We start from the raw sequence: 26,053 nt of genomic DNA, 5'->3' as shown, positions 1-26,053 counted from the left end.
GGCGGCATCGGTCTACTCATGGATCACCTGAATCTTGAAATGATGGCGTGTTGCCGGTATTTGTAGCGCCCTATTCAGAAAGGACGCTCCCCCATGCTCTTCGCTAAAGTCATTCCTCTCGCCATTTCCGCTATTGGCGTATCACTTCTCGCGGGCTGCGCCATGCAACCTCCGGCAACCTGGACCGATAAAGGTACCGGCGCCATAGCGACGCAAAAGGGGTTTATGAACTGCTACACAGACGCAAACCTGATTGATGGCAAGCGTACAGAGGGAACAATCTGCGCTACTCCAGCCACTGGTTTCTTAAGTGATGGCGAGCCTGGAGTCTTCGCTGGGGTTGGATACGGTCAACCGTTCAAGCTTGAAATCAGCAAAACCTTTCAAGGTTATAAACTGCCTTTCGGTGATCGAACTGGGCTGCTGAAATGCGCTCCATTGAAAACTGGGCCAGGCAAGATCATTCCTGAATCCGTCTGTACTCTGACCCTCAACGATCAGAAACTGGTGAGTGCCAAGATCATCTTTGACGGCATGAACTAAATAAGAAGGTCGCACTAACCTGCGGCACACCTACCCTGCTACGCGAAACGTCATGACCTTGCCGACGGTGTAGATGTCGCGCTTCATGGCGGCGCGCACCGCATCTTCTGCGCTTGCGCCCATATCCATTGCGGCCAGGGCGTATGCTGATCCGCTGCCGATAGCGTCAAGGGCTGGCTGGGTCCAGATCCTGCCTCCAGATGCCGGTGACGGAGTAGCAGGCGGTATATGAGGAAGCTCCACCAGAGCCGAAGGATGCAATGGACCTAGCGTACCTGACCGGCCAGCGGCCATCGGACGTGCTGTCCATGCGCAAGGACGATATGGAGGGGATCTACCTGCTGGTCAGCCAAGGCAAGACAGGCAAGCAACTGAGGATCGTGACTGAAACGGACGATGTGAAGAACAGCCTGGGCCTGCTGCTCGACCGGATCATGCGAAGCACAAGCCGGCACCTTTCGCCGTTCTTCATTCTGAACGAGCACGGGAAGCGCATGAGCTGGGGGATGCTTCGCAACAGATGGGCCGAAGCGAGAGAGACAGCCAGAGTGAAGGCTGAGCTGGAGAAAAAGCCTGACCTGGCCAACCGGATAGCGCAGTTCCAGTTCAGGGACATCCGGCCAAAAGCTGCCTCTGAAATCGAGGACATCAGCCAGGCCAGCAGGCTGCTTGGCCACTCCAAGGAGGACATCACGAAGCGGGTGTACCGCCGTGTTGGTGAGGTCGTCAGTCCGACCAAGTAGCAGGCTGATGCGGAAACGATGCCAGATTATGCGGAAACGATCTGCTTTTCTCTGCGCAAATAAAAACCCCGCAGAACTAGATCTGCGGGGCTTTCGAATGGTGGAGGCCGAGGTCGGAATCGAACCGGCGTAGACGGATTTGCAATCCGATCTAGGAATTCCCATCCACTGCGTCCCGCACATCAATATCAGTTCCAAAACAAAATCGAAATCGGCCAGCTGCAAGCCGCATTCTACAAGGGTCTCCATTCTAGTATTGGAACTGATTTTCACCCATCCTCCGGCGTCCTGCCGACCACGATCCGTCCTGGCTCGTCACCCCCCCTACCACCTCACCCTCCAGCAACGCCCACAACCTGGCCGCCTCGGTCAGCTCCAGCATGTCGGATAGCATGCCGGCATCGACATCATTGCGCCGCCGGGCGGCATAGGCCATTTCGTTGAGCACCACGGCGCGCCCGTCCGGGTCCGCGACCAGGGCCGTCTGGTCGGCCAACTCATCAAGCCAAGGCTGCGGTATACCTGCCAGGCTACTCAACACGGCACCACCACGATTGCGAATAAAGCACGCCGTCGATCTCTTCAAAGCCTGTGATATTCATGCCCAGTTGGGCCATGCCGTTGACGCAGGCGTCGTGCAAGCGCGGGATGATGTCGTTGCTCGGCGTCGGGTTGAACACCCAGGCCTCGATGCATGGGCGGCCCAGTACTTTGCTGTGCCCGTACTCAATGTGCACGTCCGCGCGCAGCGGCTTGATCTTGGCGAGCTTTTCGTTGGGGATGGCGACGCCGCGCTCGCGGCGGCGAACGAGAAGAAAGTACATGTGGCACCAATACTGTATATAGATACAGTATTTGATCATCCAAACGGATACTCAGGCCACTACCGTCTGGCGCCTCAGTGACGAACCAAGGGCTGATGTTCTAGGGCGTAGAGCTGGTAGTCCGCTGCTGACTGGAACAGGAACTCAGCATGCTGCCTTAGGTGCTCGAGCTCTTCTGCAGGCGCGCCGGCTTCCTGTGCATCCCGATACCGCTTGTACGCGGCCACGGCATCGGTATACATGGGGTGATCAGGCTGAAGTGGAGCGGGTCGTTTCATGCGCTTGGCCTGCTCATTGAATCGTCGATGGGGGATGGCCTGCAGCCAGAAGCTGGTAGTCAACCACAGCCTGATAGAGCGAGTCGGCAAGTAACCGTAGCCGCCTCAGCTCTTCGGAAGGGGCTCCACCTTTTTCAGCGTCTTGATACGCGCGCAGTGCCTCAAGGGCCTCGCGCATCAACGGCTCACCCGCCTCTATCATTCCCTCAATGGTTCGCTTCACGGCTCTGCCCTGGTGGCTTGACCAGGGCAGTATAGGCGCAAGCGCACCGCAACGAGCACCGCTTTAAGTCAGTATGCCGTGCCAGGCCGCTGTGGCCAGGATAATGCAGCAGACCCAAAGCGCCACCATGGCCCAAGCCTGTACCTCTCTCCTCAGCTCATTCCTTCGCATAACCTCTCCTTCGCCTTGTGGCGCCGAAAACATCACGAGCTTGTTGTGACACGGCGCTATAAAGCAGGGTTCATTCCGTTTGCGCCTAGCCGCACTACTCCACCAAGTGGTCGTAGGACGATTCGCATGCCAGGCCAGCTACTCGGGCTCGGTCAAACGCTGCCGCCAGCTCTCCCGCTCGAGCATCAGCCTGTGAGAGCAGTTCGGAGAGCACCATGGCGGCGCGGCGGGCTGCTTCGCCTCGAGCGGAAGCGGCGGTATCCGTGCCGGGACAACCGACGGTGGCATTGAGCTTGCTGACTTCGTCGCGCAGCCGCCGGCCAGCCCAGAAGCACCAGGGCGAGCAGGTATCGCAGCAGATTCGCGTACAGGGCCTAAACGGAAGATGGACCCCATGGCGCGAATGCGAACGCAGTGAATTCGATCACTGGACGGCAACCCCAGTGGAGCGCATTGAGGTGCGAGCGCTGTTCCTGGCCAAACAATAACGGAAGCCATCCTGACCACAGGAGTACGGATGTACTCCATTCAGCTGTAACCCCTCTCCCTCTACTTTGCGAGGCGCGACCCCTTCCTCGGTAAGGGCTGTCTAGCTGGAACGGGCTTCGTGGGAAAGGTGGTCGCAACCCACTCCTTCGCATGCTCCAGCGCCCATGCCATAGCCGCACTCATCGTCTGGCCATTGCAGTCGACATAGCTCTCTTCAAGCAGCAGCTCACCCCTCTCTTTGTAGATACCAAAGAAGAGCTGGGTAGCTCCGAGAGCTGAAGTGCGCACTTGTACATTGATCAGGGTGCCGCAGGACAGACGCTGATCGCAGTTGCGGAAATGCAACTGCGGATCGGCCCAATCCCAGTACACCTTCCCGCGATTACGCATGGTCGGGCCTTCGAGAAAAATGGAAGAAAGTTGACGTAATGGTCAGCGTATAGAGCTTCCTCAATTTCTCCAGAAATAAATTGAAACGGTTACGAACTTTCACAACTGCCGCGATATGGCGGCCAAGGAATCGTCATGCCTGAAGAAATCAAGCTGATCCAGCCAGCGCCGGTCGTGCGCGACGAATACGGGATGTTTGAACACCCCGACCTGCCCGACTTCGACGAGGGCGACGGCGAGAAGTGCAAGGCCTGGATCGCGCAGCAGGGCCTGCAGCTGGTCATGGTCCATCTGGAAACTGACGCACCGGAAGAGATCGCTGATCGATACTTCGCATCCGATGAGCCGCATTGCGGCTACTGGGAGCCCGGCAAACCTGAGGGTGATGGCTGGTTCTGCCTGGCCATCCACGATACCGACGACGGCCCGGTGTTCTGGTGGGCGCGCCGCGAGGTGAAGCCATGACCGACCTGATCGAAGTGAAGACGGCAGACCTGGCCGGCGAGGCGCTCAACTGGGCGGTTGCTGTAGTCGCGCATGGAAAGGTCTACGTCTACCCCGATGGCGGCCTATGCCCTCCAGAGGGCACCGTGTCGATGAATGACGATGACGGGACGCTCTGGGTCAATAGCGGCGGCTTTCATCCCAAGGATCAGTGGGCTCCATCAACAAACTGGGCTCAAGGAGGGCCGCTGTTTGACGAGCATTGGCCGACCTTCAGCTTTGCGGAGGGGCTTGTTCGGGCAGAAGTTATCGTTGCTTCAGGGCAGATGTTCTCGGCCATTGGCCCCGACTACCTGGTCGCTGCCTGTCGCGCCATCGTCGCCGCCAGACACGGAGAACCAATCAACGTTCCGAAGGAACTGACGCCATGACCTGCACCTGCCCATCCGGCGACGGCTCACTGCGCTGAACGTTGAGGTGGATCTGGTTCATGGCGCCGCGCACCCACACCCCAGGCGATCCGGCCCATACCTCGCCAACATCACAGTAGCGAAGCAGGCGACCTGAGAAGTCGGTGTCCGCCGGCTTTGCTGCGCTTTCCTGGATGGTGACCAGGTTGGAATTTTTGTTCTGCACCTCCAGGCCGGTGCCGGTGGCAATGCCGCTCAGGCTGTAGACGCTGACCCAGCCCGTGCTGGTGGCTTGAATGTCCATGCCGCCCCTCCTCTCTATCCAATCATTCTGAACATGATCGTTGTGGGATCGGCGGCCGCGCCATCGAACCGCGTGTACGTGAGGTCAAAGTACGTAAGCTGTTTGTCGATTGCCGGAGAAAAGAACGCCGGGGTTCCCGATATTCCAGCGTCAACCGTGTAGTTAACATCGGCTCGAGACTGGGCAATAAACGTGATGCGGTACTTCCCCGCCGACAATCGAACAATCGTCGCTACGTTCTCTGCCCAGATGCCAGCACCAGTCGACCCGGTAATTTCCCCTGCACATATGCTCAAGGTCTTGTGGTTTGCGTAGACCCGGTTTCCGTAGTTCAGCTCAATGCCCAGCGCGAGCTTTGGCCCTTCGATAACGACCAGGTTCCCGCCCCAGTCGTATGACGATCCGCCGGTCAATCCAGAAATTGTCGTTTCATCAGCGATCTCGATAAAGATGTCGCGAACACCTACCGCGAGCGTATCGCCGTTGCGCTGAAACCCACGGATTACGGTACCCGTCATGCGCAAACCGGGCACATTAGGGAAGTGGAGAAGATGATTGCTGTAGGTGCCGGCATCCCAATACGAAAGCCCTTCGAAAATTGTGCCGCGTCCGCAGTACATCAGCAGACCGCCACCTTTGCAGATCTCGAAGTTGATCCCTTTAAAGTGGTTGTTCACTAGGTAGGATGTCGAATGTACGTTGCCGACGTAGGCGAAGTACGTGTTGGTCGCCTGGTTCCAGCGCATTCCTCTGAATTGGTTCTCGTTGAAACAGGTACCGTTTGTCAGGAAATAAATCCCGTAGGTTGTATGGGAAGTGGTCACGTACAGATCACCACCATCCCAGATGCAGTCGAAGCAACCGCCTTCGCCTACCGCAAACGCGCTCCATACACCCCTCCAGCAGTTCTTGACCGGATTCAGCGCGGTAACCGTCACGTTAATGAACTGGCACTGCTGGGCGCCATACACGATGTTCACGCCATGACCAGCAGTTGCGCCGGCCTGAATCTCGATGTCCCGGACCCCCCCCATTCGCATGAACTGGGTAGTGGAGAATTGGATGACGTCCTTGTCAGCTCCGGTGCACCTGATGCGCGAATTCTGGCCACAACCATCAAGCACAAGTGTCTGCATGAAGACGCCGGTATTCATGACGATGGTATTGCTGGTCCTGAACTTGCCTACCGCAGTCACCCGAGTAGTCTTAGACTGCACGGCCCAGTTGATAGCAGCCTGAATGGCGGCATAACTGTCGGTTCCCGCTCCTGTCTCGTCATCAGGCCTAGCACCGAACTGTTTGACATCTATAGACCCTTCGACTTTCAGTTTCCATCGTGTGCCATCGGCGCCAACGATGATAGTCCCACCATTATCTGCACTGCTTGTATCGCTCAGGTCCGCGTAATAGGTTCCGCCGCCACCATCGAGCGCCGAATAATACCCAAGCACAAAAGCACGCTGATTTCGAATCCGCTGAAGTGCTCGCAAGGAAGCGATAGAGTTAACTGTCCTGGAAACTCCGAGCATCAAATAGTTGTATAGGGAGTCTCCGTTATATGTGATACCAACAGTGGTATTTACGTTCCCGCTCACCTGGTCAAGGTAGTCCCCGACCCACTTCCTTGTGACAGCATCCTGCTGATCAACTGGATCGGCCAAATTTACTATTCGATTCCCACGGGCAAGAAAGCGACCTGTGCCATCAATATCGAAAGGGGCAAGCGTGAGCGCTCGACCGAAATATCTGAGAAGTTGCTTAAGAGCCTGCCAGATCCTGTCGTAGTCACGGTTGACGGTCTCAGCCTGGAAATCGCCGTTCTCTTGGTAGTCATTCAGACGCTCGAAGGGAACATCGAGCTGAAAGATAATTTGTGCAAGGGGTGCCGGAGCCGAGGAAAATGTCACGGTACTGGAAGGGTTGCCAACACCAGACAGGGTATAGCCGGAGGTCAACCTTGTTCCATCCACATAAACCGCAAGATCAGTCGCCTGAATGACAAGGAAAGGAACGGTGAAAACGGTCGCGACCCCGTTCCCTTCATAACTCTTCTCGGTTGGTCCTGCTGGAACTGCCATGGTCACCCCCTGGTACTGGCGGGCTAGTAGTCGACTTGCACCTCGTGCACGCCCGCATTGGTACGCCAATGGTCCTGCCTGACCTCCGTCGGTTTCCCGACTATTCGGCCAATGCGCACGGGGGTTTGGGCGATAGCGCCAGCACCCGAGTCGAGGTAGTCGTCAGCCTGGTCCGTCACTGCCGGGTTGAAGTCTCGCATCTGGTCCCAGAGCGGTCCGCGCAGCACATCAATGTGGGCCCACAGGAAACCTGCCGACAAAGGCGACTCCAGAGCATCCAAGATTCTCTTCTGCTTGTTGGTGCTGCTGTGCTCCTCGCCCACCCCGCAGCCCGTACCCTTCAAGGCTTGCCGTAGGATAGTTGGCACGAAACCGCCAGGTCCGTTCGTCTCCACCACCACTCTGGGGATCTGGTACTTGATGACCAGTTCGCGAACCTGGTGCACTTGGCCTCCGATAATCCTGCCGGTGCGCTCATCGAACTCGGCGATCTCACCTTCAAGCCCCTTGCAAACGTGCCAGTAGAGACGGCCCCGCTCGTCCGTCAGGACAAGCGAGAAGGCTGAGGCATCTGACTTGATTTTCCCTAGAGAGCAGTCCCAGTAAGCAGCCGCGCCGACGATCTGGACCGGGCCCAGGTACATGGCGCAGGCACCGTTGGCGTAGCGGATTTCGGGCACCATGTCGTACGGGATCATGCGGGCCGGATCGAGCCGTACTTGGGTGACCGGCTTGCTGTGCAGCTGGTACTGGCTGTCCCATTCGTTGATCGTCCGGGTTTCCCGGCGTCGGCGCTCCAGCTCTTCCAGGTTAAAGCGCTTGGGCCAGGCGCTGCCGGCATAGCAGTCGATCAGCGTTCCAGGCGGCTCCGAGAACTCGATACCGGCATCCACCAGGCGGTAGTCCTTGCCCTCCACCAGCACCCGCGACAGTTTGCCGATGCCAGAGAACACCACGTCGGGCACGAACGGGACGCGGTAGGCAAGATCCTTGGCCAGCTCGATCCGGTGCTCGTGCTTGAACATGCGGATGGTCAGGCAGTCCGCGCCCATGGTCTCCAGTTCGTCGTACAAGCTGTCATGGGTGTGGGGTGTTCCGATGAACAGCTTGCTGCCGCCAGGCACCAGAATGTGCGTCTGCTCGCCCAGGCGATACCGAAGCTTCTCTCGGGCCTCGGGAGTCTGGATGTTCCGCGGCACCTCAACGTCATCGTTCTGGCACTCGTCAGCGCGCGCCGATGTGACGTTCGACAGGATGCCCTTGGCGAACATCGAGGCGTTACGGAAGTCAGCGGCGCCCTCGACCCACCACTGCTCTACCGTTCCCTGGTTGGGCGGTAGCAGATGGCGTGTCAGCGGGTGGTTGCGTATGACGTTCTGGGTGTCGCGGCTGGTCTTGTACGCCGTACCGTCGGCTTCGGACTGGTGCAGGATGCGGAACGTGGGATCGCGGTAATACCGCCAGGCGTTGTAGATCGCCAGGATGGTGGACTTGCCGAAGCCCCGGAAGCAACGCAAAACGGCCAGAGGCCCCTTGGCCTCCAGCCATATCAGCGCCTGGACGTGAATGTCCGGCACCTCCCACCGCATCCGCTTTGCCCAAATCAGGAAGAAGACCAGCAGGCTGACTTTCTTCTCGGGGTCAGTGGACATTACCGTTTCGCTGCATCCGCTCGATGATGGCCTGGGCCTCGCGCTCGGCGGCAGCCAGCTCGCCGTCCAGTTCGTCGATGGCGGCGCCAGCATCCGGCGCCGGCTTCTGGCGGTTCAGCAGGCCGGCAATGTTCACCGCCTTGAGCAGCAGGGTCATGGTGGCGGCGGCGTTCTTCTTGCACCAGTACCTGTCCCCCCGCTCCTGCTGGGTCAGTTCGGCCAGGGCCTTGTCGGCGCCCGGCCACTGATGCGGATCAAGCTCGGTGATCACAACCTCGCCCAGGCGCTCGGTCAATGCCTGCAAGCGCACGATCTGGTCATCACGCATATCAGTTCTCCCCTACTGCGGCGCCCAGCGATGGGGCGCGGTCTGGCATCGTTTCGCCTGGCTCCCACCAGAATTCTTGGCCGAACTCCTTGCGCGCCCGCCGGCGCATGTTGCGCAGATAGCCAGGCGAGAAATATTCCTGCAGCTGATGGAAGATCATGTGGTCGGTCGCGGCCTTCGTGTACCAGAGGTTCGCGCCGGGTGTATGGCTCTTGAGCAGGCGCACCAGGTTGCCACCAGTGCTATCGACGTTGCCGTCGGCAGCCGTTCCCTTGAGCTTGAAGATGGACTCGATATCGCCAGCGATGGGGCCGCCCAGGGAGGCCAGAGCAGATTGTCCGCCCTGGGTCTGGTCGCTGAACAGGAAGTCGCCATACAGGCCCAGCGAACCGCCCTTGAGGAATGCAGCGGCGGCGAAGCGCAGGCCGGGAATACCCAGCAGGCCATCGTCCAGCATGTTCTTGGGGTCACGCCCCATGGCCAGTTCGCCCAGCTGAATCGCCATGCCGCCAAGTACGGTGGTGCTGGCCATCAGCGCCGCCATGTAGCCGGCCTTCCCCCAGCCTGTTTCCTGGGCCATGGCCCGCTTGAAGTGCCGCATCATCATGGAAATAGAGAAGGACTTGAACTGCCAGAAGCTACGCGCCAGCTCGCCCTTGACGGTGCCGCGCTCGAATCCACCGTGCATGAAGGCTTTCTCCCGTGCCCCCGGCTCGATGATCGCCATGTTGGTTTCATCCAGCACCGAACCCAGCAGCTTGGTGGCGGCCTGGTCCTTGAGGCGCTTGGGCGTGCTCTTGTGCTGCTGGGCCAACGCGGTCAACTGGGAATCTGGGACACGGTAGATGCTGCCGGCGGTCAGCACCTGGTCGCCAACCCCACGCCAGTCCTCGGGCTGGGCCAGGCGCCACACCGACCAGTCGGCATCGGTGATCCCCATAGCCTGCAGGCGCTTGGCATCGGCGGCATCCATGCTGGCGAAGTCCTGGAAGCGGCGCGTCATGCTGCCGATGGTGTCCATCATGGTGGCGCCGAAGGCCCGTTGCGCCCCGGCGGTGATGGCGTTCATGCCCGATACCTGCATCACCTTGCTGGCGGCGGTCTGCGAGAACTTGGCCAGCCTGCCCGAGATTGCCTCAGTGGTGCCCAAGCCATCGGCGCCCCAGCGGTTCAGGCTGCCGATCATCTGGTTCAGGCCAAGGCCCGCGCGCTGCGCCAGGCGGCGATCAGCACTGCTGGCTGGGTTCAGCATGCGCAACTCGTTGGCGAACACCTGCATCACCGGCATGCCCTGCATGGACGCGGTAAGGCCCAGGGTGCCCTGGTCGGTGAGCGAGGTCAGCACGGCAGAACCCAGGCGGCTGGCTACGTTGAGGGCGCGGTAGGTGTCGAAACCGTTGGCGATGGCGGCGGAGGCCGGCGGTTCGCGGGTGCCGGCCACTTCCTCATACAGGCTCTCGATCCACTTGCGCTGCTTCTCCACCTTCTCCCGGGCTTTTTCACCCTTCTTCCCTTTGACAGCCAGGGCCTTGTCCATCTGCTGTTTCTGGCCTTCCTCCAGCCAGTAGCGCATTTGGTGGTTGGGGTTCGGGCCCAGGGCCTCCACCAGCGAAATGTCGCGGGCCGCGCGGTCGATGTGGCCTATCAAAAGCTCGAGCAGGTTCCGCTCGCCGTAGGCCTGCTGGGCAGCGATGAAGCTCTCGGCATCCTTGTAGTGGATCTGCCGCGACTCGCTGCCGCGGTTGGCGCGCATCCCATTACCGGCTACGGCGCCAGGCTGCAGCTTGTTCAAGCCGCCGGTGGCCAGGGTTTCCCAGGCGTGCCCAAGGAACTCGGTCAGCTGCTGGTCATTCATGGGCGAGCCGTCTTCATTCATGTACTTGCCACGGTTCGCCCACTTCACGTGATCGCTGACCCACTGATCGCGGTCGCGGGCCACCTTCACTTGGGAGTGGTCGCGCGGCATGGCCCAGTCATCAAGCTTGCCGACGTCGCCGCCGGCACGGTTGAAGCGCAGGCGCAGCGACTCGGTGACGTCCTGGAACGACTTGGCCGCAGCCTTGGCTACCGGGTTGCCGGAGTCCTCTCCGTGCAGTTCGCGCACCAGAGCAAGGTTTCCATCCTGGTCCTGGAACAACCCCATGAACTTGCCTTTGGTGACGTCGATGACGTCGAGCATGCGGCTCAGGGCCTCATCACGGACAGCTCGGGTGGTCGACTCGATGGACTGGATGCCGCTTTTGCCGTCGCTGGAGAACGCCAGCATGCGGTCCAGGCCTTCCAGCGGCTGGTCGGGGAAGCGGGCCATATAGCTCTGGATGCGGTCGTGGGCCAGGATGGTCAGTGCGACGCGCTTTTTCTTGAGGTCGGCTTCGGCCACCAGGTCGCGGGCCGACTTCTGTGCCGCCTCGGTCAGGCGATCAGCGGCCGATTTGGATTGCCACTGCGGATCGGTCTGCGCCAGCTGCTTCATGTTCTGGCGAACCCGGTTCTCGATGCCTTTGATTTCCTGCTGGGAGAGGGATCGGCCGATCGCCTGCGTGACGGCCTGGATGCATTCGGGGCGCATGGGCTTGCTCCTTGGGGAATGGGAGCAAGCCTATGGCTTGAAGGAAGTCGGTTTCCCGACGTTTAGAGCCCGCGCTGTAGGAAGCAGGCGGCGGCAGCAGCGAACCCACGTGCATCCTGCTGGGCGGCCTTAATGTCGTCGTCAGCCTGGGCCAGAAGCTCGCGGGCGGAGACGGTGACCGGGCGGCCCTCGTCGTCCATGGCGCCGGTGGGAAGGCGCATGTCCTCGGTTCGCGCCATGATCTCGTCGGCCAGTTGGATCGTTGGGTCTGCATCGGCCTGGCTGGGGCTTGCCATGTCGGCCGGATCGCGAGCTGGCTGATCGGCGCGCTCGGCTGTGGGAGCGGGACCACCTTCCTGGGACGCGCTATCGGCCTGCGCGCCTTGTTCTACCTGGGCTTTCCCTGTGGGAGCGGACTGAGTCTTCGGCGCGCCGATATCCAGGCCAACCGGCTCTGCCCGGGGCGCCAAGGCATCCTGCTCGTCAACCAGGCGGGCGATCTCGGCACGGGCAGCAGCGGCCAGGCTCAGGCGCTCATTGCCTTGGGTAACGCCAGCAGCCAGTGGCTTGCGCTCGAAGCCCTGCATGATCTCGTCGGCGCGGGCCTCTATGCGAGGCTGCAGGCGCTCCGGGGTTTCGCCGCGAGCCAGGGCGGCCAGTTCGCCGCGTGAAATCTCGGCGGATCGATTGCCCTGTATCTGCCCCTCCAGCTCGGTGACACGGTCAGTCAGCTGTTGCCGCTCCTGCTCGATAGCCTGGCGGGCCGCTGTCTCGGCCTGCTTGCGGCTCATTCCCTCTGCCTGGGCCTGCTTGGCACGCTCACGATAGGTGTCGTCCAGTCCATCCAGCGTGCGTTGCACGCCAGTCAGTTCCGCACGGACGTCGGCCACGTTCGGCAGCAGGCCCACAGCCTCCCCTTCAAGTTCGGTGCGGATGGTGGGCTCCAGTTCCTGGCGAGCCGCTGCCAGCGCCTCTTCGCGGGTTGGTGCCTTGGGCCTGGGAGCTTCGGTGCCGCGCAGGAATTCGGCACTGTGGATGCTGTCGGGCACTGCCACTGGTTCGCCGCGACTCAGCTGGCCGATGGCAGTGCGCAAGGCTTCCTGGTGCGACATGGCAGAGCGTGGGTCAACCGGGGCGCCTGGCGCGACGTCGACGTCGTAGTGCTGGGCAGCGCGCTCGGAGAGTGCAGCATCCACCTGCTCGGTGGTTGGGCGGCGCATACCCATGCGGCCAATACCGAAGAAGGCAGCGCCGAGGATGGCATCGGTTGCCAGGGCGGTGCCGTCCATGACGCGGTACTGCGCGGCCTGGGTGGTGTAGCCGCCATTCTCCAGGATGGCAGCAGTGGCACCGCGCCCAGCCATTCCTAGGCCTACGTTAGCGCCCACGGCTATTGCCGCATCGCCGGCCACCGGACCAACGAAACGAGCTGCCGGAATCATGGCGCCGATCCCCACCGTGCCTGCATCGATCAGGCCCTTGAGGGTGGCGGTGGTTTCGTCGATACCTTCGGCCATCGCGATCTGCTTGCCGGCATAGCCAGCAGGTGCGCCAGCAGCGGCGGCAGCACCAAGCGGGCCAGCAGCGAAAGCGCCCACCACTGTGCGCGGCAGGACGGCAGCGGCCTCTCCCAGGATCTGACCAACCATGCCAACTTCGGCGGGATCTGGTCGCAGGCTCATCACTGACTCGGCCGTCTCGCGCCCAATTCGCGCGGCCTCGCCTTCGCCGAACTCCTGCTGCGCCTGGATCTGGCCGTCTTCGAACTCGGGGAAGTACGAAGCACCAATCGACAGGTCAGACTCAATCGCAGCGCTGCCCAGCTGCAGGGCCGTGGTCTGTGCCGTGCGAGCTGCCTCGATGCCGCCACGGAGAAGGCCGGGGCCCACGGTGCTAAGCGCCCCCGTGAAGAACCCCGGCGCCAGCCGATCAGTGGTGCGATCCAGGCGCTGATCCTGGCTGGCTACCTCACCTTCATCAACCATCCCGTTGAGCCAGCTCATTTCACCCTCACAATCATCGGTTCGTTGGTCTTCGGGTCAACCTGGACACGCCCGGCGTTGAGCAGGTAGTAGATGCCCTCCTTGCCTGGTACCGGCGACAGAGGCATGTCTTCCAGCTGCCCAAGAGGAAACTCGGTGCGTTTGGCCAGGCCTTCCAGCTCAGTGTCGACAGCCTTGTCGAATGCCTTGTCTTCCATGCCGTAGGGCTTCACCACCTTCTGGCCAGCGCGCTCGGAAATTCCACCGGTGACCAGTTCGATAGCCTTCTCGGTGGTCTTGCGGTCCAGGTTGTCGCCTTCCTCATAGGCTTTGCCGGCTGCCAACGCCGTGCTGGCATACAGCGCCTTAAAGCCCTGGTAGGCCTGCTCACGCTGCGGGGTTCCCGGAACAAGCGCGGCGCCCACCTTGTCATCGAACGCGGCCCGCATCAGGTTCTCTTTCGGCATAGGCACGGACTTGTCGGCCAGGATCTTCTGGCCTTGCAGCAGCATTTTGGGAACGTCGGTACCGTCAGCCCCTTTGAGGTCGCGGAACTTTGCCAGCCCGGCCAGGACGGTTACCGGCTGGTCGGCAACCAGCGGCTTGATGGCCGCCGCATAATCGGCGCCGGTGGGCGCGGACTGAGCCAGCGTGCCGAACAGCTGCAGCTTGGTGGCATCGTCCGCCTGGTTGATCACCGCAGCCAGCATGGCCTGTTCGCCGGGCTTCCATGGACTGCGGGCGACCTCGGGGCCGTAGGCCTTGCGCACCGAGTTCACCACGTCATAGCGCTGCCCCAGCTGCTCGGCAAGCCTGGCCTGCCCCTCTGGAGTGGCGATGCCAGTGATATCCAGAGGCTCAACGTCCTGGCCGGTGCGCATTGCGTTGAATGTCAGCGGGTCATCGCGCATCAGCTTGAGGTTGTTGTCGACGGCGGTTTGCAGGCGGTTCAGGTTGTTGATCTGCGCGACAGAGCCGCCGGTCTCGGCGAGCTGGCGGCGTTTCGTATCCAGGTACTGCTGCTGGTCCAACATCGGTTTTCGCAGCAGGCCCTGGACTTCGTTCATTTCCTGCACGCGGGTGTTGTACTCGCCGGCCATCGACGTCCCGGAAAGTGCCGATCGCCACCGCTGCTGATCAGCCACTGTCGGCGGGATGCCGGTGGCCGCCTGCCTGTCCATCTGAGCCAAGACCCGCTCGGCCTTCATTTCGCGCATTTCGGCCTGGCGCTGATTGTGCTCCTTCACCTGGTAGATGCGGCCGGTGACAGTGCTCAGCAACTGGTTGCGCTTCTCGGGGTCCAGCTTGCCGGCGTAGAAGCCGTCAGCCGCGGTTAGGTCGTGCTCGATCTGCTGCAGGCTGCCCAGCCCGTCGCGGGCCTGAACCACCCGCTGGGTTGCCTGTGTTGTCCAGTTCGCGTCCTTGGCTTCCTGCTTGCGCGCCGGCCACATCTCGCCGTAGGCCAGGCGCCCGGCCATGTCCACGTCCTCGCCATCCAGGCGGGCATTGAGCTTGCCGATATCGGCGCCGGGCATGGCCGCTTCCTTGCCGATCATGTCCAGGCGGGTGGCCAGGTCACCCTTGGCGGCATCAGCGCGAGCACCGATGGCAAGCTTGCGGACGCTATCCTGGCCGGCCAGTTGTAGGCGCTGCTGCGCCAGGCCCATACCCTCGACTTCGGCCTCGGACAGCCCGGCCACCTGCAGCGGCTCCAGCTTCGCCACGGCGCCCTGGTAGGCTTCCTCCAGCTTGTCGTGGCTCAGTGTGCCAAGGCGCACCTGCTCGGCCAGGTCGCTGTTGATGGTGCTGATCTGCGTCTCGCGCTCGAACAGGGCGTTGCTTGCCTTAACCCGGGCAAGCGCCTGGTCTTCCTTCTGGCGTTGATCGAGGAAGCCCAGGGCGGCACGCTGCACTGTGTCGGCCACCTGCTGCGCCCCGCGGGACTGCAAGCTTGGATCCATGGTTATGACGCGGTTCTGCTGCGCCTCGGGCAGTACGCGGGCCGCACCTGGCCCGATTGGGATAGTAGCCATCAGTCTGCCCCCCCGGCCTTCGATGCCGTTCCGTTTCGGCCTGCCGCGCTGGCTTTCCACATGCCATACGACGCACCAGCCTGAAGCACGTTTCCGATGGCCTGGGCATTGGCCGCGCCGCGCTGCTGCTGCCCATAGAGCGCCATGTTGCTGGCGTCCACGTAGCCGCGCTTGCGCTGATTCTCACCGTTCAGGATCGTCATCACCGCGTCTTCCTCGGCGTTGCCATAGATCTCCTGGTTGATGTTCAGCGCGGTGCCCTCGCCCACCTCAACACCGGATGCCGCGAGTGCGGCATTGGCCTCCCCCGCCTGGCTCCGGGCGGTCTTGCGGATTCGGTCTGCCTGTACACGGGCGGCGCTGGCAGCATTGTCAGCATCGAGTTGCGCTTGATCGGCCTGGGCGCTGGCATTCATTGCTGCCTGGCGGCCCTGCTGCACCGTGTTGTAGGTCGAGTAAGCAGTCGCGGCGGCCATCGCCGCGAGCGCCATGGTTTCAACGCCCATGTTCAACCTCCATCTTGAAGAGCGGGCCGACGTATTCGAAGCCAAGCCGCTTGTATAGCCGCGACGTGCCTTCTACGTTCATGCCCGTGGTGATGCCCATGTGGATCTCCTTGACGCCCTTGGCCGTGGCCCAGTTCTGGAAGGCCAGGATAAGCTTGAGGGCAATGATTCCGTGGCGCTTACCCGGCTCGATGAAGATCGAATAGTCGTAAGCCAGCAGGTCATCGCTGAACCACTGTTCAGTGATTGCCCCGGCAAATCCACCGACCACTTGGCCGTCAACCTCGGCAGCGAAGACCACGCCAAGGCCATCGATCAGTTGGCCGAGAAAGCTACCGACCTTGTCCGGGTTGAACGAGGTGCCGGCATAGCTACTGGTGTGATGCAGTAAGGTGCCCAGTTCGACCAGGCGGGGGATATCGTCGTGTGTGGCTGCCCGGATCATGGCGATTACCTCAATCGTTGATGGTCATTTTCTTGATTACGCTGAGTAGGTGAAGCGGCAAGGGCTGGTCCTGAATGACCTCGATCGATGCTTCGCCTCGCTCCCATCCCAGGTTTTCCAGGCGCTTTACGCCAGTGAAGCTTGGCGCCGGCTGGTCCAGAACGCTGTCGCCGAAGTTCCTGAAACTGATGACTTGGTCGACCCCTTGGCCTTTGACACGGCACCCGGTGGTATTCAGGAAGCGCAATGTCAGCTCACCGATCCGCATGCTGTTGCCCTGGGCGCTACCGGCGCCGCCCTGCACCTCGGGTGTCAAGGTCTTGATCCTGGTGATGAAGGGCAGTCCGGCCTGAATGGTCATCGCCGTGCGCGGCAGAGTGATCTGGCCGTCGGTGACAACCTGCTGTTCCATCGGCACTCCGTCGGCGACGATATCCAGCTTCTTGCCTTCCAAGTGGGCTAGGCCGCCCCAAACCGACTGGCCGGCCGGGTTGCTGGCGAAGATGCCGCCATCGACCTGGCATCCTTCGACGAAGCGCTCGATGTAGCGGACGGTCTGCCCATTGATGGTCCTGCGGACAATGGCCCATACCTGGTCGCCGCCATCGACGGGGATCGCGGCCACAGACTCGAACGCCCCATCCGTGACTTGGCGAGCCCAGCCGACAACATCCTGGTCCCTGTCAACGGTCATGGTGGCCAGCACCCCGTCGGCGCGCGCTGCAAACAAGATGCTCTCCGGCTCCTGCTGATAAGCCATCGAGACGACGCCAGGCTGCGTGAGGTGCTCTGACAGGACCGACATATCAGGGGAGCCGTAAGCATCGGAGTCGTACTTGTAGGCCATGGCCCGCAGCTTGCGCCCGGCGCGCTGAACGAAGTACAGCTCGTTGCCAATCCGTATCGGCCTTACGCGGCTGCAGCCATAAACCGACTGATTCTTCACCTGAATGTTGGTCGGCGTGATCGGCTTCTCGATACCGCCCATCACCGTGAACTCGCCGCCGTAGGTGAGAACCGCGAGGGTCTTTACCTGGGACATGTGCAAGATGGGGTTGATCTGGTCCGAGGACACTGTGAACGACGTTGCGTCGTCGTCCTTTGTGCCGAGCTGGAAGTTCAGCGACTCGCCGGTCTTGGATGCCCAGATGGTCTGCGGGAAGTTTGGTGACCCCGCGACATGCAGACGTTGTTCGAAGAGCGTGCCGGTGCCGGGATAGCCGTCGATTGCATTCCAGACGCTCGACTCCAGCGACCAGGCATTCGCCGGAGAAGCAGTAGCCGAGGTCGGCGCAGAGCGAATGATGCCCGACACAACGGTCGGGCTTGAGTAGGCGGTGATCTCCAGCAGGCCGCCGTTGATCTTGACGAACTTGCCGACGTCAGTTGGTCGCCAGCCATTGGTCGCCAGCGTCATTGTGACGATAGCTCCGACGGGAGTTGCGGCACCCAGCGTGTTGGCTGCCTGCGGGCTTCCCTGGAGCGACCAGGTGGCAACGGTGGCTGACGGGAATGCATTGAGCACTTCGACCGTTGCAACCGTCGCGCTGGTTACAGCCGTGACCTTGGCAACGCCAGACCCGGACCAAACTTCACGCCCGACGTCAGACGCCAGGAACGCTGCGACGGACGAGGTAAGCGTTCGCCCGGCACCGACCGACGGATCGCTCAAGGTCATGCTGGTGGCAAAGTTGATGCCGCGCTCAGCGAATGGCCGGACAACGAAAGGAGCCGGGGCGAGACTCCACTCGGTATTGCTGATCCGGCGCAAGCGGTGGATCTCAACGCCGTTGTGGAACAGGAACATGGTGTCAGCGCCCTGCACATACTCGATCTGATCCAGCATCGCTTGGCTGTATGGGCTCACCAGCTCTACCCCGGAGTAGGTGCCATCGGGGAAGTGGATGCGTACATACAGGTCGCCGAACTCGACAATGTAGGCCTGCTGCGTGTTGAACACGTAGGGGATCAATATCGCCTTGCCCCCTGGGTACTTGCAGGGACTGCAGTGGAGCGTGCCGTAGCGGCGAACTCCGCCGCCATGAACCACTGGCCAGCAGTTCTCCATCTTCTCGGCGCCGTTCTGGTACCGGGCAATATCGACTCGGCCGTACATCCGCGGCGACAGTTCGCCAGCGGTGAAGTTGGTTTGAATCAGGGTCAGCCTGGCCATCAGACAACCCCCCAGCCATTGCCAAACCGGGACCGCAACAGGCGTTCATCGCCAAGGGTCTGCGGTGGATCTTCCTGCCCGTCCACGGCCTTGGCCTGTCGCATGGCCTGGGCCAGCTTTGCTTCACGGCTGTCCCGCTCGGAGGTCGATTGTGTCACCGGATATGCCAGGACGGCGGCCATGGCCAAAGTCATCAGGTCAACCAGGTGCGAATCCCAGGTGCTTTCGTTTTCGTTGCGGAAGACGTAGCGCAGTTCAAGCGATCCGGTGTCAGCTTGGATCGATCGACCCTCCACCAGGTAGTCGATCTGGCAGCCGCCCGAACCAACCTCAAGCACGCGCAGGCAGTCCGCCGGCAACTCGAAGGCATTGGGGTAGCCAAAGGCTGGCTTGTCGGCGTTGGGGGCCAGCAGGAGGCGCTTGATGCAGCAGTTCCACGGATGCGCCCGCAGGATGCTGTCGCGCTGGAACGGGTAGAGGTTGGCGCAGAGCTTCGCCCGATCAAGGTTGTTCTGGTCCGCGAAGTCGTTGATGGTCTGGGCGCCGAGCATCAACAGCGCGTTGGAGCAAATCGAAACACCGGTCGCCAGTGCCATGTTTTGTCTCTCCACAAAAAGGACCGGGGCCAACAGGCCCCGGCAAGTGAAACGCCATCCATGGCAGCCCGATCAGTTCTGCTGGGCGTACTGGGCGACCAGGGTGATGACCTGGCCGGCCTGCAGGGCTGCGCCGGCCACAACGGAGCGCAGTTCGCTGGTATCGGTTGCGTCGCCTGGTTTGGTGATCAGGACGTCGAACAGCGCGCCGCCAGCAAACTGGGCCTCCGCTACGGCACTCCCTGCCGTGGTGACAGCGGTCGCTGCGAGATAGCGCGCCTGGGACACGGGGTCGCCGAGGTTGAGGGTGGACGATGCCGCGCCAGCGCTGAAATACAGCTTGGTGGTCGGCATCAGGCGAGCGTTGAAGGGCAAGAAGCCCCACGAAATGTACTCGCCGATACCGGGGCCGCCGGACGCTGGAACGGTGTAGGTGCTGATGAAGACCTGGACGTCGCCGCCCTGGAGGTTGGGTTTGGTCAGTGTCTGCGGGTATGCCACGCGGGCCGCTGCCAGAGAGCCGTTGCCGTTTGCCATGGTGTTACTCCTGAATAGGGTTGAGGGCGAGAGCAGCGAAGACCCTTACGGGTCGTTCGCGGCGATCTCGACGACCTTCTCTTCTTCCACGCGGACCGAGCCGATGGACTGCTTGGCGTACACGCGGACGTTGAACCCCTTGCCCGGGTCTTCACCGACGCGGGTGGTAATGTCCTTGCCCTTGCCCAGGATCATCCCGGACTTGGCATACGCGTAGCAGAAACGGGTGTTGCCGGACTTCGGCAGACGCTCAGACGGAACCCAACGGAAGCCCATCCAGCTGGCCTTGAGGCTGCCTTCCTGCAGCATCTTGATGGCCATGAAGTCGGCGCTGGTCAGCTGGGTATCGGCCAGAATGTCGGTCAAGGCGTTGGCGTGATAGACCATGTACAGCTCTTCGCCAGCCTCTTCGTCAGCCTCGTTCAGGCGGAAGATTTTCTTGGCCTGGATGATCTTGGCCTTGGTCAGGCCGGTACCACCGACCGCGATCTTTTGCGACGCCGGCAAGATCACGCTGCCGCCCGCCTGGGTGGTACGAGCCGAGCCGCCCAGCGCCGAGATGATGACGTCATCCTTGGCACGGTTCATGGCGGCGACCATCGCCTGGACATAGTCCGAGGTCGGGTCAACCAGCATGCGGATCTTGTCCTGGTCGTCGATCATGTCGCCGTCTTCCCAGTCGTAGAGGTCCACGAACCGGGTGCTGTGCGGCTGGTCATTGATCGGGGTGTCGCCGTGCCGCTGGGTACGGCGCTGCGCGGTACGCTGGCCGAGGCGGTTCACGGACTTCGACATGCCCACGATGTTGGGCTCGATGGTCACCGTCGACTCGAGACGGGACATTTTCTGTTGCGCGACGTGCTTGAAGTTGTCAGCGAACTGCTGCACGAACGCTTCGGTAATGAACTGGGACATACGATGCACTCCAATGCGGATTCGGGTGTGCCTGCCGGGTATCCGCTGTGCGGGCCGGGATTCCTGGCGTGCATCGGCATTGCGGCGCCTGGGGCTGGCCGGGTATCTGCGTGCCACCGCAGGCCGGCCCGGTATTGCTACCGGGATGCCTGTGATGGTCGGAGTTGCGGGGTGTCGGTTTCCCGACTATTTGGCGGGAGCGCTTACGCGCCGGGGGCGGTGGTGTTGATGCGGGAGCTGGGGCGCTGGTACTTGGCGTTGTACAGGTCGGCCAGCTGCTGCTGGATCTGCACGCGCTTAGGGTCGTGGGCCGGCAGTTCTTCCAGCTGCTTGCGCAACTCACTGGTCTTGACCGCGAAGTCCTGCTCGTTCACAACCCCCTGGGTGATCAGCGTGTCCTCGGCCAGCTCCTTGCCGATGTTGGCGGTGAAGGCGATGAAGTCCGGGTCGTTTCCGTACTTGGCCATCAGCGCTTGGAAGTTGCCGGGCTGGCCCTCGGGGCTGGCGAACGACTCGGCGGCGCGGTACGAGGCCTTCACGTTGCTGTTGAAGGTCTGGTCATCAGCCCAAGTCGCCTTGAGTGCTGCTTTGCAATCCTGCTCACTGAGCTGGGCGCCGCCCTCGATCAGGCCTGGTGCCAGCTTCATGTACTCGCCGATGGCGAACTCGACCTGGGCATTGGTCATGCCCTTGGCATGGGCGCCCTTGAGGAAAGACTGGGTGCCCTCGTCGTTCTTGAACTCGTCCCAGTTGAAGCCCTCGACGCCCTCCAGCTTGACGCTGTACTCGCTGGCATCCTTGGGTGGCGCATCGCCGGAGCCCATGCGGGTTTCCAGGTGCTTGTAGGCCTCGGCAACCTTCCGCGACGATGCTTCAAGATCAAGGCTGCCGTCCTCCCTGTTCGTCCGGTACTTCTCGGGGAGCCAGTCGTTGTTGGCGCCGCTGTTGAGCACCGTACCAGCTGGCTGGTTGTCTGCTGGTGGAGTGGCGCCTCCGCTCGGATCGCCGCCCTCGCCCGCTTCGTTGCACAGGAAGTGGCCGAGACGGCCATGGATGAACCAGTTCATTGCTGTTCCTCGTCGGAGTTGTCCTGCACGCCATTGGCGCGGTTGATGCGGAGCATGATGTGGTCAAGCACCTCGCGGTGCCCGGACTGCTGGTAGGTCTTGAGGATGGCGTCGATGCCGCCAACGGTGACGGCGTTGCGCGCGAAGCGGTTGATCAGCACCTCAAGCACGATGGCGCCCTCGGCGTTCTGCTCGAAGACGCGCTTGAACATCTGGTCCATTTGCTCGGTGGTGTATGCGGTCACGCTGCTGCTCCTGGTGTTTGCTTGAGTGCGGCCTGGCCGACCATCTGCTGCATTGCGGCCTGTTGCTGCTGCTCCTGCGCGGCCTGCATGGCCTGCTGCCTGTCATCGCGAACGCGCTGAACGTCGGCTTTGCTGCGCATGACGTCGGACGGAACGCCCAGGGCCTCGCCACGGAAGCGCGCCGCGGCGTCCAAGTCGACGTTGTCCATGGCATCAGGGGCGCTACCGGCGTCGGCCTGGGCCTTCGCAGCCATGGCGCAGCCCGCGACGTACTGATCGATCGCACTGACCTCTTCCAGCTTCTGCGCCCGGGCGAGCGGCGACAGGTAGCGGACGGTGTACGGGCGTCCGGCCAGGGTTTCCGGTGGCTGGCCGAGGATGCCGGCGCGCATGGCGATGCCAAAACAACGCTCGATCAGGGGTTGCAGGTACTCGGTCTGGAGGCGTCCGTAGACTGGCCCCAGCAGCTGGCGGATCAGGTTCACCCGGGCATGCACCTCGGTCGCGGTCATCGCCGGGCCGTCCTGGTTGCGCAGCTGGTCGGTCATCAGGGTCTTGCGGATGGCCATCTGCAGGCGGGTGATGCGGGTGTCGGAGTAGTTGAAGTCCGCACCGGTCTGGAGCGGCTTCATGCTGTCGACGGAGTTGGCCACGATGATCTTGCGCGGGCCGACTTTCACGGTGCGGGGGTTGAGAACCCCGTCGTCCTCGGCAATCCACATCCCTGCCAGGGCCAGGTCGCCGGCCGCCATGTCCATGCGCACCATCTCGTTGAGCATGCGCACATCAGGCAGCGCATCGGCCACGGGTCCGGTGGCATACACGCTATCGGGGATCATCATCCAGCGCGGCACCACCACGGGCATTTCGTGATAGCCCGACTCGCTGACCAGCTTCTTGGCCGACACCTCGACCTTGCAGCTAGCGATGGGCATGTTCTTGGCCAGGCGGGCGCCGACGGCGTAGGACTTGCGCGGGTAGATGGCATGGACGAACTCGACCAGCTCCTGCGGCTTGTCCACGGCCAGCTTGCGCGTGGACTCGCTGACGTTGCCCTCGCCAAACTCGTTCACCGCCTGCTCGGCGGTCAGCTTGTACGAGCGGTAGACGGTGTCGATCTTGCCGCCCGGCTTCGACGCCGAGCAGTAAACGCCGGAGATCGGCCACAGGTCGAACAGGTAGCCGCCCTTCTCCCGGTCCTGGTCGATGTACAGCGCGCACCAGCCGGCGCACACGACGTCGAGCATGCCCTCGAATCCTGCCGAGTCAAAGTTCGATGCGTGGATGTTCTCCCAGATGATCTCGGCGGACTCGCCCAGCCAGCGGCGCTCATCCTCGGTGGACTGAGCCACGTCCATGCCGAACCACAGCGAATTGGCCGGGGTCATGCCGGCCTGGACCTGGGACGACAGCGCCCGCGACGAGTCGGTCGCGGTGCCGTCGAAGATCCGCGCCTTGCGGTTCAGCGCTTCCTGGGCGGTCATCATCTCGCAGTAGAAGCCGTTCCCGCGCATCGGGTAGGTGTGGTCGTAGCAGTCGCGCCAGACCTGCTCATGCGGGGTGCGCAGCGACTTGAGCGTGCTCATGGTCTTGCAGATCTGGTCAGCGTTCATGCCCCTAGGGTCCTTTTGCCTTGCTCGATGACGGTGCCCGCGGCGCCGGCTTGCGACAGCAGGCTGCTGCGCTGCTTCTTGGCCTTGGCCGCTGCGGTTTCCTCGTTCGCCTTCTTGGCCGCCTCGTCAGCGGCTTTCTGGGCGGTGACTGCCGGGTCTTCGGTCTGCACGACCTTCGGCTTACTGGGTTTCTTCGATCCCATGGCGATCACTCCTTGCGGGCGTTGATGGGCAGTTCGGGCACGAGCCAGCCTTCGGGGGTGAGGACCGGCACGGCGCGCTGGTCCTGGGCGACCTGGGCGGCGGGCTGGGTGATCGGCTGGCCAGGCGTGGCCGGCGCTGGGGCTGGATCGGGCGCCTTGGTTACCGGCGTACCGCCAGCGTTCAGGCGCTCGGCCTCGGCCTGGGCGGCGTCCTTGGCGCCTTCACCAGTGGCCACGAAGTCGCTGAACCAGTCGTCCTGGCTCGTCGAGTAGATGCGCCAGCGGCCGCCGCCGTTGTGCTTGGCGGTGAACTCGGGCTCGTTCTGCTGCTCTGGTTCGGGCTGGGTGATCGGCTGGCCAGGCGTCTGCACCTGGAGATTGTCGGGAGCTGGCATGGATGGGGCCTCGGGGATGGGTATCAGTGAGGCCCCAGCATCATGGGGGGAAGGCGTCGGAATCCCGACTATTTGGGTGCCGGGCAGGCGGTGCGGACGTAGTCCTGCAGTGCGTTCAAGGCGCGGATGGCGTCGTCGCCATCGTTGGCGACTCGGACAATTCGTTCAGCAACCGCTGGGTCAAGTTCGGCTCGCGCTTCTGCATGGTCCAGGCTGGCGGTGGTGCTGGTGGCTCGCACGACAGGGCACTTGGCCGGGACTGACAACCGGCGCTGGCCAGCAGCGACAGCAGCACGAAGGTCGGCATTGGTCTGATTCGCACGCTCTCTCTCCTGGGTGTGCTGGGTGTCGAGTTCAGCCAGCAGTTTGATGGTGTTTTTCCTGCTTCGCTCAGAAGCCTCCAATTCTTCGATTTGGCGCGTTTTGTCACGAAGCGCAGCCTTGGTATCAACTAGAGACGAAAACGCCGCTATCGAAGCGACAAGAAGCACAGCGGCGATGCATAGCAGGTATTTGTTCACAGACCTACCTCGCACAGCTCCCTTTCGGCCTGACGACGCTTGACCAGGCCGCCGAGCTGCTTGCCGCCGGCATACACCCAGCGGTCGAGCTGGGCGCAGGCGCCACGGGCATCACCCGCGTTCAGCTTGCGCAGCATGGTGCTGGTGGCGAAGGCATTGGCCCCGGCGTTGTACACGAACGAGCACAGGGCAGCCCGGCGGGCCGGTGGCAGTTGCACCCGAACCAGCCTGTCGACCGAGGCGCAGGCCTGGCCCAGCTCACCCGCCAGCAGGGCCTGGCACTCTTCGGGGGTCTTGGTCTGGCCCAGCTTCACGCCGGCAGTGCTGCCGTAGCAGATGGTGGGGATGCCCACGGGGTCGATGTAGGCCACCAGCGAGCGGCCCTCGAAGTGGGATACGAGCACCGTGGCCATGGCCAGGGAGCCAGCCGCGACCCGCAATACCCGCTGGGTGATCGGCGTCATGGCCTGCACTGCTCTTTCAGCGCCGCGATCCGCGCCTCGCTCTCCCGCGACTCGCGCCGGTCCTTGCGGATCTGGAACCAGGTGTTGACCAGGAAGCCCAGCAGCGCGAGCACGACGCCGATGATGCCGATCCAGTTGGCCTGGGCCAGGAAGCCGAGGAAGCCCGCCCCCGCGCCGGTCCACATGCCCTTGGTGGCGACTGACACGCCCACCGCCTCTACGATCCCTTCGGGACTGTTCGCCATACTTCCGCTCCTCACTGGGGCTTTCATGGCCGCCTCCAGGCTGGTGACAAAGAAAACCCCGCTCGGTGGCGGGGCATCGATGGCACACAGGGTCGGTGCTGACGGGTGTCGGGTTCCTGACTATTTCGTCGGTGGTGGCGTCCACCCCAGCTTGATTAGCGCCTCTCGGACTTGGGCGTCACGGGTGTTGATGACCTGAGTGGCAAGGTTGAGTCGCATATCCCTCTCTCGATCATCGATCACCTGCGTAAAAATGATGCCGTCAGGAGTGAAACTGGTCTTCACGTGGATCTGCATTGCGATGCCCTCAAGGCTTGAAATGATAATCCCAAGCCGCACACATGGGCAGCTTGTCCCGGCCTTCGCCGGTGATCTTGCACCACAGCAGCACCAGGCGTTCGCCTTCACTGTAGCGCGGTTCGGCGCCCTGCCGCCAGCCAATGAGCGTGGTGCGGGCGATGCCGATTTCGTCTGCCGCGCTCTGGAGCGAATACCCCGAACGCAGCACGGCGGTGATGACGCGGAACCAGTCGATGCGCTTGGGCCCCTTGCGGACCGGCGGCGGCATGACAGGCACGAACGCGCGAACCGCCACCGGTACACGGGGCGGCTCGGCGAACAGGGTCAGCTGGTCAGGCACGGGCGGCTTCATCGTGCTGGCCAAACG

Annotated in this window: 29 protein-coding genes and 3 pseudogenes; 4 read left to right on the top strand and 28 right to left on the bottom strand. The window is 62.3% G+C overall.

All coding sequences use genetic code 11. The features are described from left to right. Positions 1–93 precede the first annotated feature (93 nt). The gene (locus tag HU772_RS10415) at positions 94–543 is read left to right on the top strand and encodes a hypothetical protein (protein ID WP_186662336.1); all 450 of its coding nucleotides are present in this window, start codon (positions 94–96) and stop codon (positions 541–543) included. 308 nt (positions 544–851) lie between these two features. Next, the gene (locus tag HU772_RS10410; protein ID WP_437182421.1) at positions 852–1,286 is read left to right on the top strand and encodes a site-specific integrase; all 435 of its coding nucleotides are present in this window, start codon (positions 852–854) and stop codon (positions 1,284–1,286) included. Between the two features lie 269 nt (positions 1,287–1,555). Here the strand turns inward: HU772_RS10410 and HU772_RS10405 are convergent. The 6 genes and pseudogenes from HU772_RS10405 to HU772_RS25420 form a co-directional block, all read right to left on the bottom strand. After that, positions 1,556–1,815 (bottom strand): annotated as a pseudogene (locus tag HU772_RS10405) (hypothetical protein). Between the two features lies 1 nt (position 1,816). Continuing rightward, the gene (locus tag HU772_RS10400) at positions 1,817–2,110 is read right to left on the bottom strand and encodes a hypothetical protein (protein ID WP_186662335.1); all 294 of its coding nucleotides are present in this window, start codon (positions 2,108–2,110) and stop codon (positions 1,817–1,819) included. 74 nt (positions 2,111–2,184) lie between these two features. After that, a complete protein-coding gene (locus HU772_RS10395) occupies positions 2,185–2,352 on the bottom strand; it encodes a hypothetical protein (RefSeq protein ID WP_367617148.1) in 168 nt (55 codons plus the stop codon). 49 nt (positions 2,353–2,401) lie between these two features. After that, positions 2,402–2,611 (bottom strand): hypothetical protein, encoded by a 210-nt coding sequence (locus HU772_RS24955; RefSeq protein WP_225923125.1) that lies wholly within the window; start codon positions 2,609–2,611, stop codon positions 2,402–2,404. 265 nt (positions 2,612–2,876) lie between these two features. Next, positions 2,877–3,107, bottom strand: a pseudogene (locus HU772_RS10390) (DUF2514 family protein); the annotation flags it as partial. Next, positions 3,005–3,280 (bottom strand): annotated as a pseudogene (locus tag HU772_RS25420) (hypothetical protein); the annotation flags it as partial. The pseudogenes HU772_RS10390 and HU772_RS25420, both read right to left, overlap by 103 nt. A gap of 516 nt (positions 3,281–3,796) precedes the next feature. Between HU772_RS25420 and HU772_RS10385 the strand changes: the two are divergent. Together HU772_RS10385 and HU772_RS10380 are read left to right on the top strand one after the other, a co-directional pair. Further along, on the top strand, positions 3,797–4,126 hold the full coding sequence (locus HU772_RS10385) for a hypothetical protein (RefSeq protein ID WP_186662334.1): 330 nt from the start codon (positions 3,797–3,799) through the stop codon (positions 4,124–4,126). Continuing rightward, on the top strand, positions 4,123–4,536 hold the full coding sequence (locus HU772_RS10380; RefSeq protein ID WP_186662333.1) for a phage protein NinX family protein: 414 nt from the start codon (positions 4,123–4,125) through the stop codon (positions 4,534–4,536). Before HU772_RS10385 ends, HU772_RS10380 begins: the two co-directional genes overlap by 4 nt. Here HU772_RS10380 and HU772_RS10375 read toward each other — a convergent pair. The 22 genes from HU772_RS10375 to HU772_RS10270 all read right to left on the bottom strand — a co-directional run bounded on the left by HU772_RS10375 (position 4,508) and on the right by HU772_RS10270 (position 26,026). Continuing rightward, positions 4,508–4,819, bottom strand: a complete 312-nt coding sequence (locus HU772_RS10375; RefSeq protein ID WP_186662332.1) for a hypothetical protein — start codon at positions 4,817–4,819, stop codon at positions 4,508–4,510. The two genes, HU772_RS10380 and HU772_RS10375, sit on opposite strands and share 29 nt — an antisense overlap. Before the next feature lie 14 nt (positions 4,820–4,833). Then, positions 4,834–6,897, bottom strand: coding sequence for a putative phage tail protein (locus HU772_RS10370; RefSeq protein WP_186662331.1), 2,064 nt, complete (start codon positions 6,895–6,897; stop codon positions 4,834–4,836). Between the two features lie 23 nt (positions 6,898–6,920). Beyond that, entirely contained in the window at positions 6,921–8,549 is a 1,629-nt protein-coding gene (gene terL, locus HU772_RS10365; RefSeq protein WP_186662330.1) for a phage terminase large subunit, read from the bottom strand. Next, positions 8,539–8,877 (bottom strand): hypothetical protein, encoded by a 339-nt coding sequence (locus HU772_RS10360; protein WP_186662329.1) that lies wholly within the window; start codon positions 8,875–8,877, stop codon positions 8,539–8,541. The genes terL and HU772_RS10360 overlap by 11 nt, the downstream gene beginning before the upstream one ends. A gap of 1 nt (position 8,878) precedes the next feature. Then, the gene (locus HU772_RS10355) at positions 8,879–11,446 is read right to left on the bottom strand and encodes a hypothetical protein (protein ID WP_186662328.1); all 2,568 of its coding nucleotides are present in this window, start codon (positions 11,444–11,446) and stop codon (positions 8,879–8,881) included. A gap of 62 nt (positions 11,447–11,508) precedes the next feature. Beyond that, positions 11,509–13,449, bottom strand: a complete 1,941-nt coding sequence (locus HU772_RS10350; RefSeq protein ID WP_186662327.1) for a hypothetical protein — start codon at positions 13,447–13,449, stop codon at positions 11,509–11,511. Then, positions 13,446–15,461 (bottom strand): hypothetical protein, encoded by a 2,016-nt coding sequence (locus HU772_RS10345; protein ID WP_186662326.1) that lies wholly within the window; start codon positions 15,459–15,461, stop codon positions 13,446–13,448. The genes HU772_RS10350 and HU772_RS10345 overlap by 4 nt, the downstream gene beginning before the upstream one ends. After that, positions 15,461–15,967, bottom strand: coding sequence for a hypothetical protein (locus HU772_RS10340; RefSeq protein ID WP_186662325.1), 507 nt, complete (start codon positions 15,965–15,967; stop codon positions 15,461–15,463). The genes HU772_RS10345 and HU772_RS10340 overlap by 1 nt, the downstream gene beginning before the upstream one ends. Continuing rightward, the gene (locus tag HU772_RS10335; RefSeq protein WP_186662324.1) at positions 15,957–16,412 is read right to left on the bottom strand and encodes a GNAT family N-acetyltransferase; all 456 of its coding nucleotides are present in this window, start codon (positions 16,410–16,412) and stop codon (positions 15,957–15,959) included. Before HU772_RS10335 ends, HU772_RS10340 begins: the two co-directional genes overlap by 11 nt. A 10-nt stretch (positions 16,413–16,422) precedes the next feature. Next, complete coding sequence (locus tag HU772_RS10330; RefSeq protein WP_186662323.1) at positions 16,423–18,585, bottom strand: phage tail protein; 2,163 nt, start codon at positions 18,583–18,585, stop codon at positions 16,423–16,425. After that, complete coding sequence (locus HU772_RS10325) at positions 18,585–19,181, bottom strand: phage connector family protein (RefSeq protein ID WP_202885391.1); 597 nt, start codon at positions 19,179–19,181, stop codon at positions 18,585–18,587. The genes HU772_RS10330 and HU772_RS10325 overlap by 1 nt, the downstream gene beginning before the upstream one ends. A 72-nt stretch (positions 19,182–19,253) precedes the next feature. Then, positions 19,254–19,718: a hypothetical protein gene (locus tag HU772_RS10320; RefSeq protein ID WP_186662322.1), complete on the bottom strand. Its 465-nt coding sequence runs from the start codon at positions 19,716–19,718 to the stop codon at positions 19,254–19,256. Between the two features lie 45 nt (positions 19,719–19,763). Continuing rightward, the gene (locus HU772_RS10315; protein WP_186662321.1) at positions 19,764–20,633 is read right to left on the bottom strand and encodes a phage capsid protein; all 870 of its coding nucleotides are present in this window, start codon (positions 20,631–20,633) and stop codon (positions 19,764–19,766) included. 203 nt (positions 20,634–20,836) lie between these two features. Further along, positions 20,837–21,700, bottom strand: coding sequence for a hypothetical protein (locus tag HU772_RS10310; RefSeq protein WP_186662320.1), 864 nt, complete (start codon positions 21,698–21,700; stop codon positions 20,837–20,839). Then, positions 21,697–21,945: a Bbp19 family protein gene (locus HU772_RS10305; protein ID WP_202885390.1), complete on the bottom strand. Its 249-nt coding sequence runs from the start codon at positions 21,943–21,945 to the stop codon at positions 21,697–21,699. The genes HU772_RS10310 and HU772_RS10305 overlap by 4 nt, the downstream gene beginning before the upstream one ends. Next, positions 21,942–23,558 carry a portal protein gene (locus HU772_RS10300; RefSeq protein ID WP_186662319.1) on the bottom strand — a complete coding sequence of 539 codons (1,617 nt, stop codon included), beginning with the start codon at positions 23,556–23,558 and terminating at the stop codon, positions 21,942–21,944. The genes HU772_RS10305 and HU772_RS10300 overlap by 4 nt, the downstream gene beginning before the upstream one ends. Further along, on the bottom strand, positions 23,555–23,761 hold the full coding sequence (locus HU772_RS10295) for a hypothetical protein (RefSeq protein WP_186662318.1): 207 nt from the start codon (positions 23,759–23,761) through the stop codon (positions 23,555–23,557). Before HU772_RS10295 ends, HU772_RS10300 begins: the two co-directional genes overlap by 4 nt. A gap of 5 nt (positions 23,762–23,766) precedes the next feature. Beyond that, positions 23,767–24,156 (bottom strand): hypothetical protein, encoded by a 390-nt coding sequence (locus HU772_RS10290; RefSeq protein ID WP_186662317.1) that lies wholly within the window; start codon positions 24,154–24,156, stop codon positions 23,767–23,769. 68 nt (positions 24,157–24,224) lie between these two features. Beyond that, positions 24,225–24,677 (bottom strand): lysis system i-spanin subunit Rz, encoded by a 453-nt coding sequence (locus HU772_RS10285; protein WP_225923123.1) that lies wholly within the window; start codon positions 24,675–24,677, stop codon positions 24,225–24,227. After that, positions 24,674–25,141, bottom strand: coding sequence for a lysozyme (locus HU772_RS10280; RefSeq protein ID WP_186662315.1), 468 nt, complete (start codon positions 25,139–25,141; stop codon positions 24,674–24,676). Before HU772_RS10280 ends, HU772_RS10285 begins: the two co-directional genes overlap by 4 nt. Continuing rightward, entirely contained in the window at positions 25,138–25,386 is a 249-nt protein-coding gene (locus tag HU772_RS10275; RefSeq protein ID WP_186662314.1) for a holin, read from the bottom strand. The genes HU772_RS10280 and HU772_RS10275 overlap by 4 nt, the downstream gene beginning before the upstream one ends. A 307-nt stretch (positions 25,387–25,693) precedes the next feature. Continuing rightward, complete coding sequence (locus HU772_RS10270; RefSeq protein WP_186662313.1) at positions 25,694–26,026, bottom strand: hypothetical protein; 333 nt, start codon at positions 26,024–26,026, stop codon at positions 25,694–25,696. Positions 26,027–26,053 lie beyond the last annotated feature (27 nt).

The sequence above is a fragment of the Pseudomonas xantholysinigenes genome, assembly GCF_014268885.2.
Lineage (GTDB): Bacteria > Pseudomonadota > Gammaproteobacteria > Pseudomonadales > Pseudomonadaceae > Aquipseudomonas > Aquipseudomonas xantholysinigenes.
Note: the sequence above shows the minus strand (reverse complement) of the source record. Positions and strands in the feature narration are given on the sequence as shown.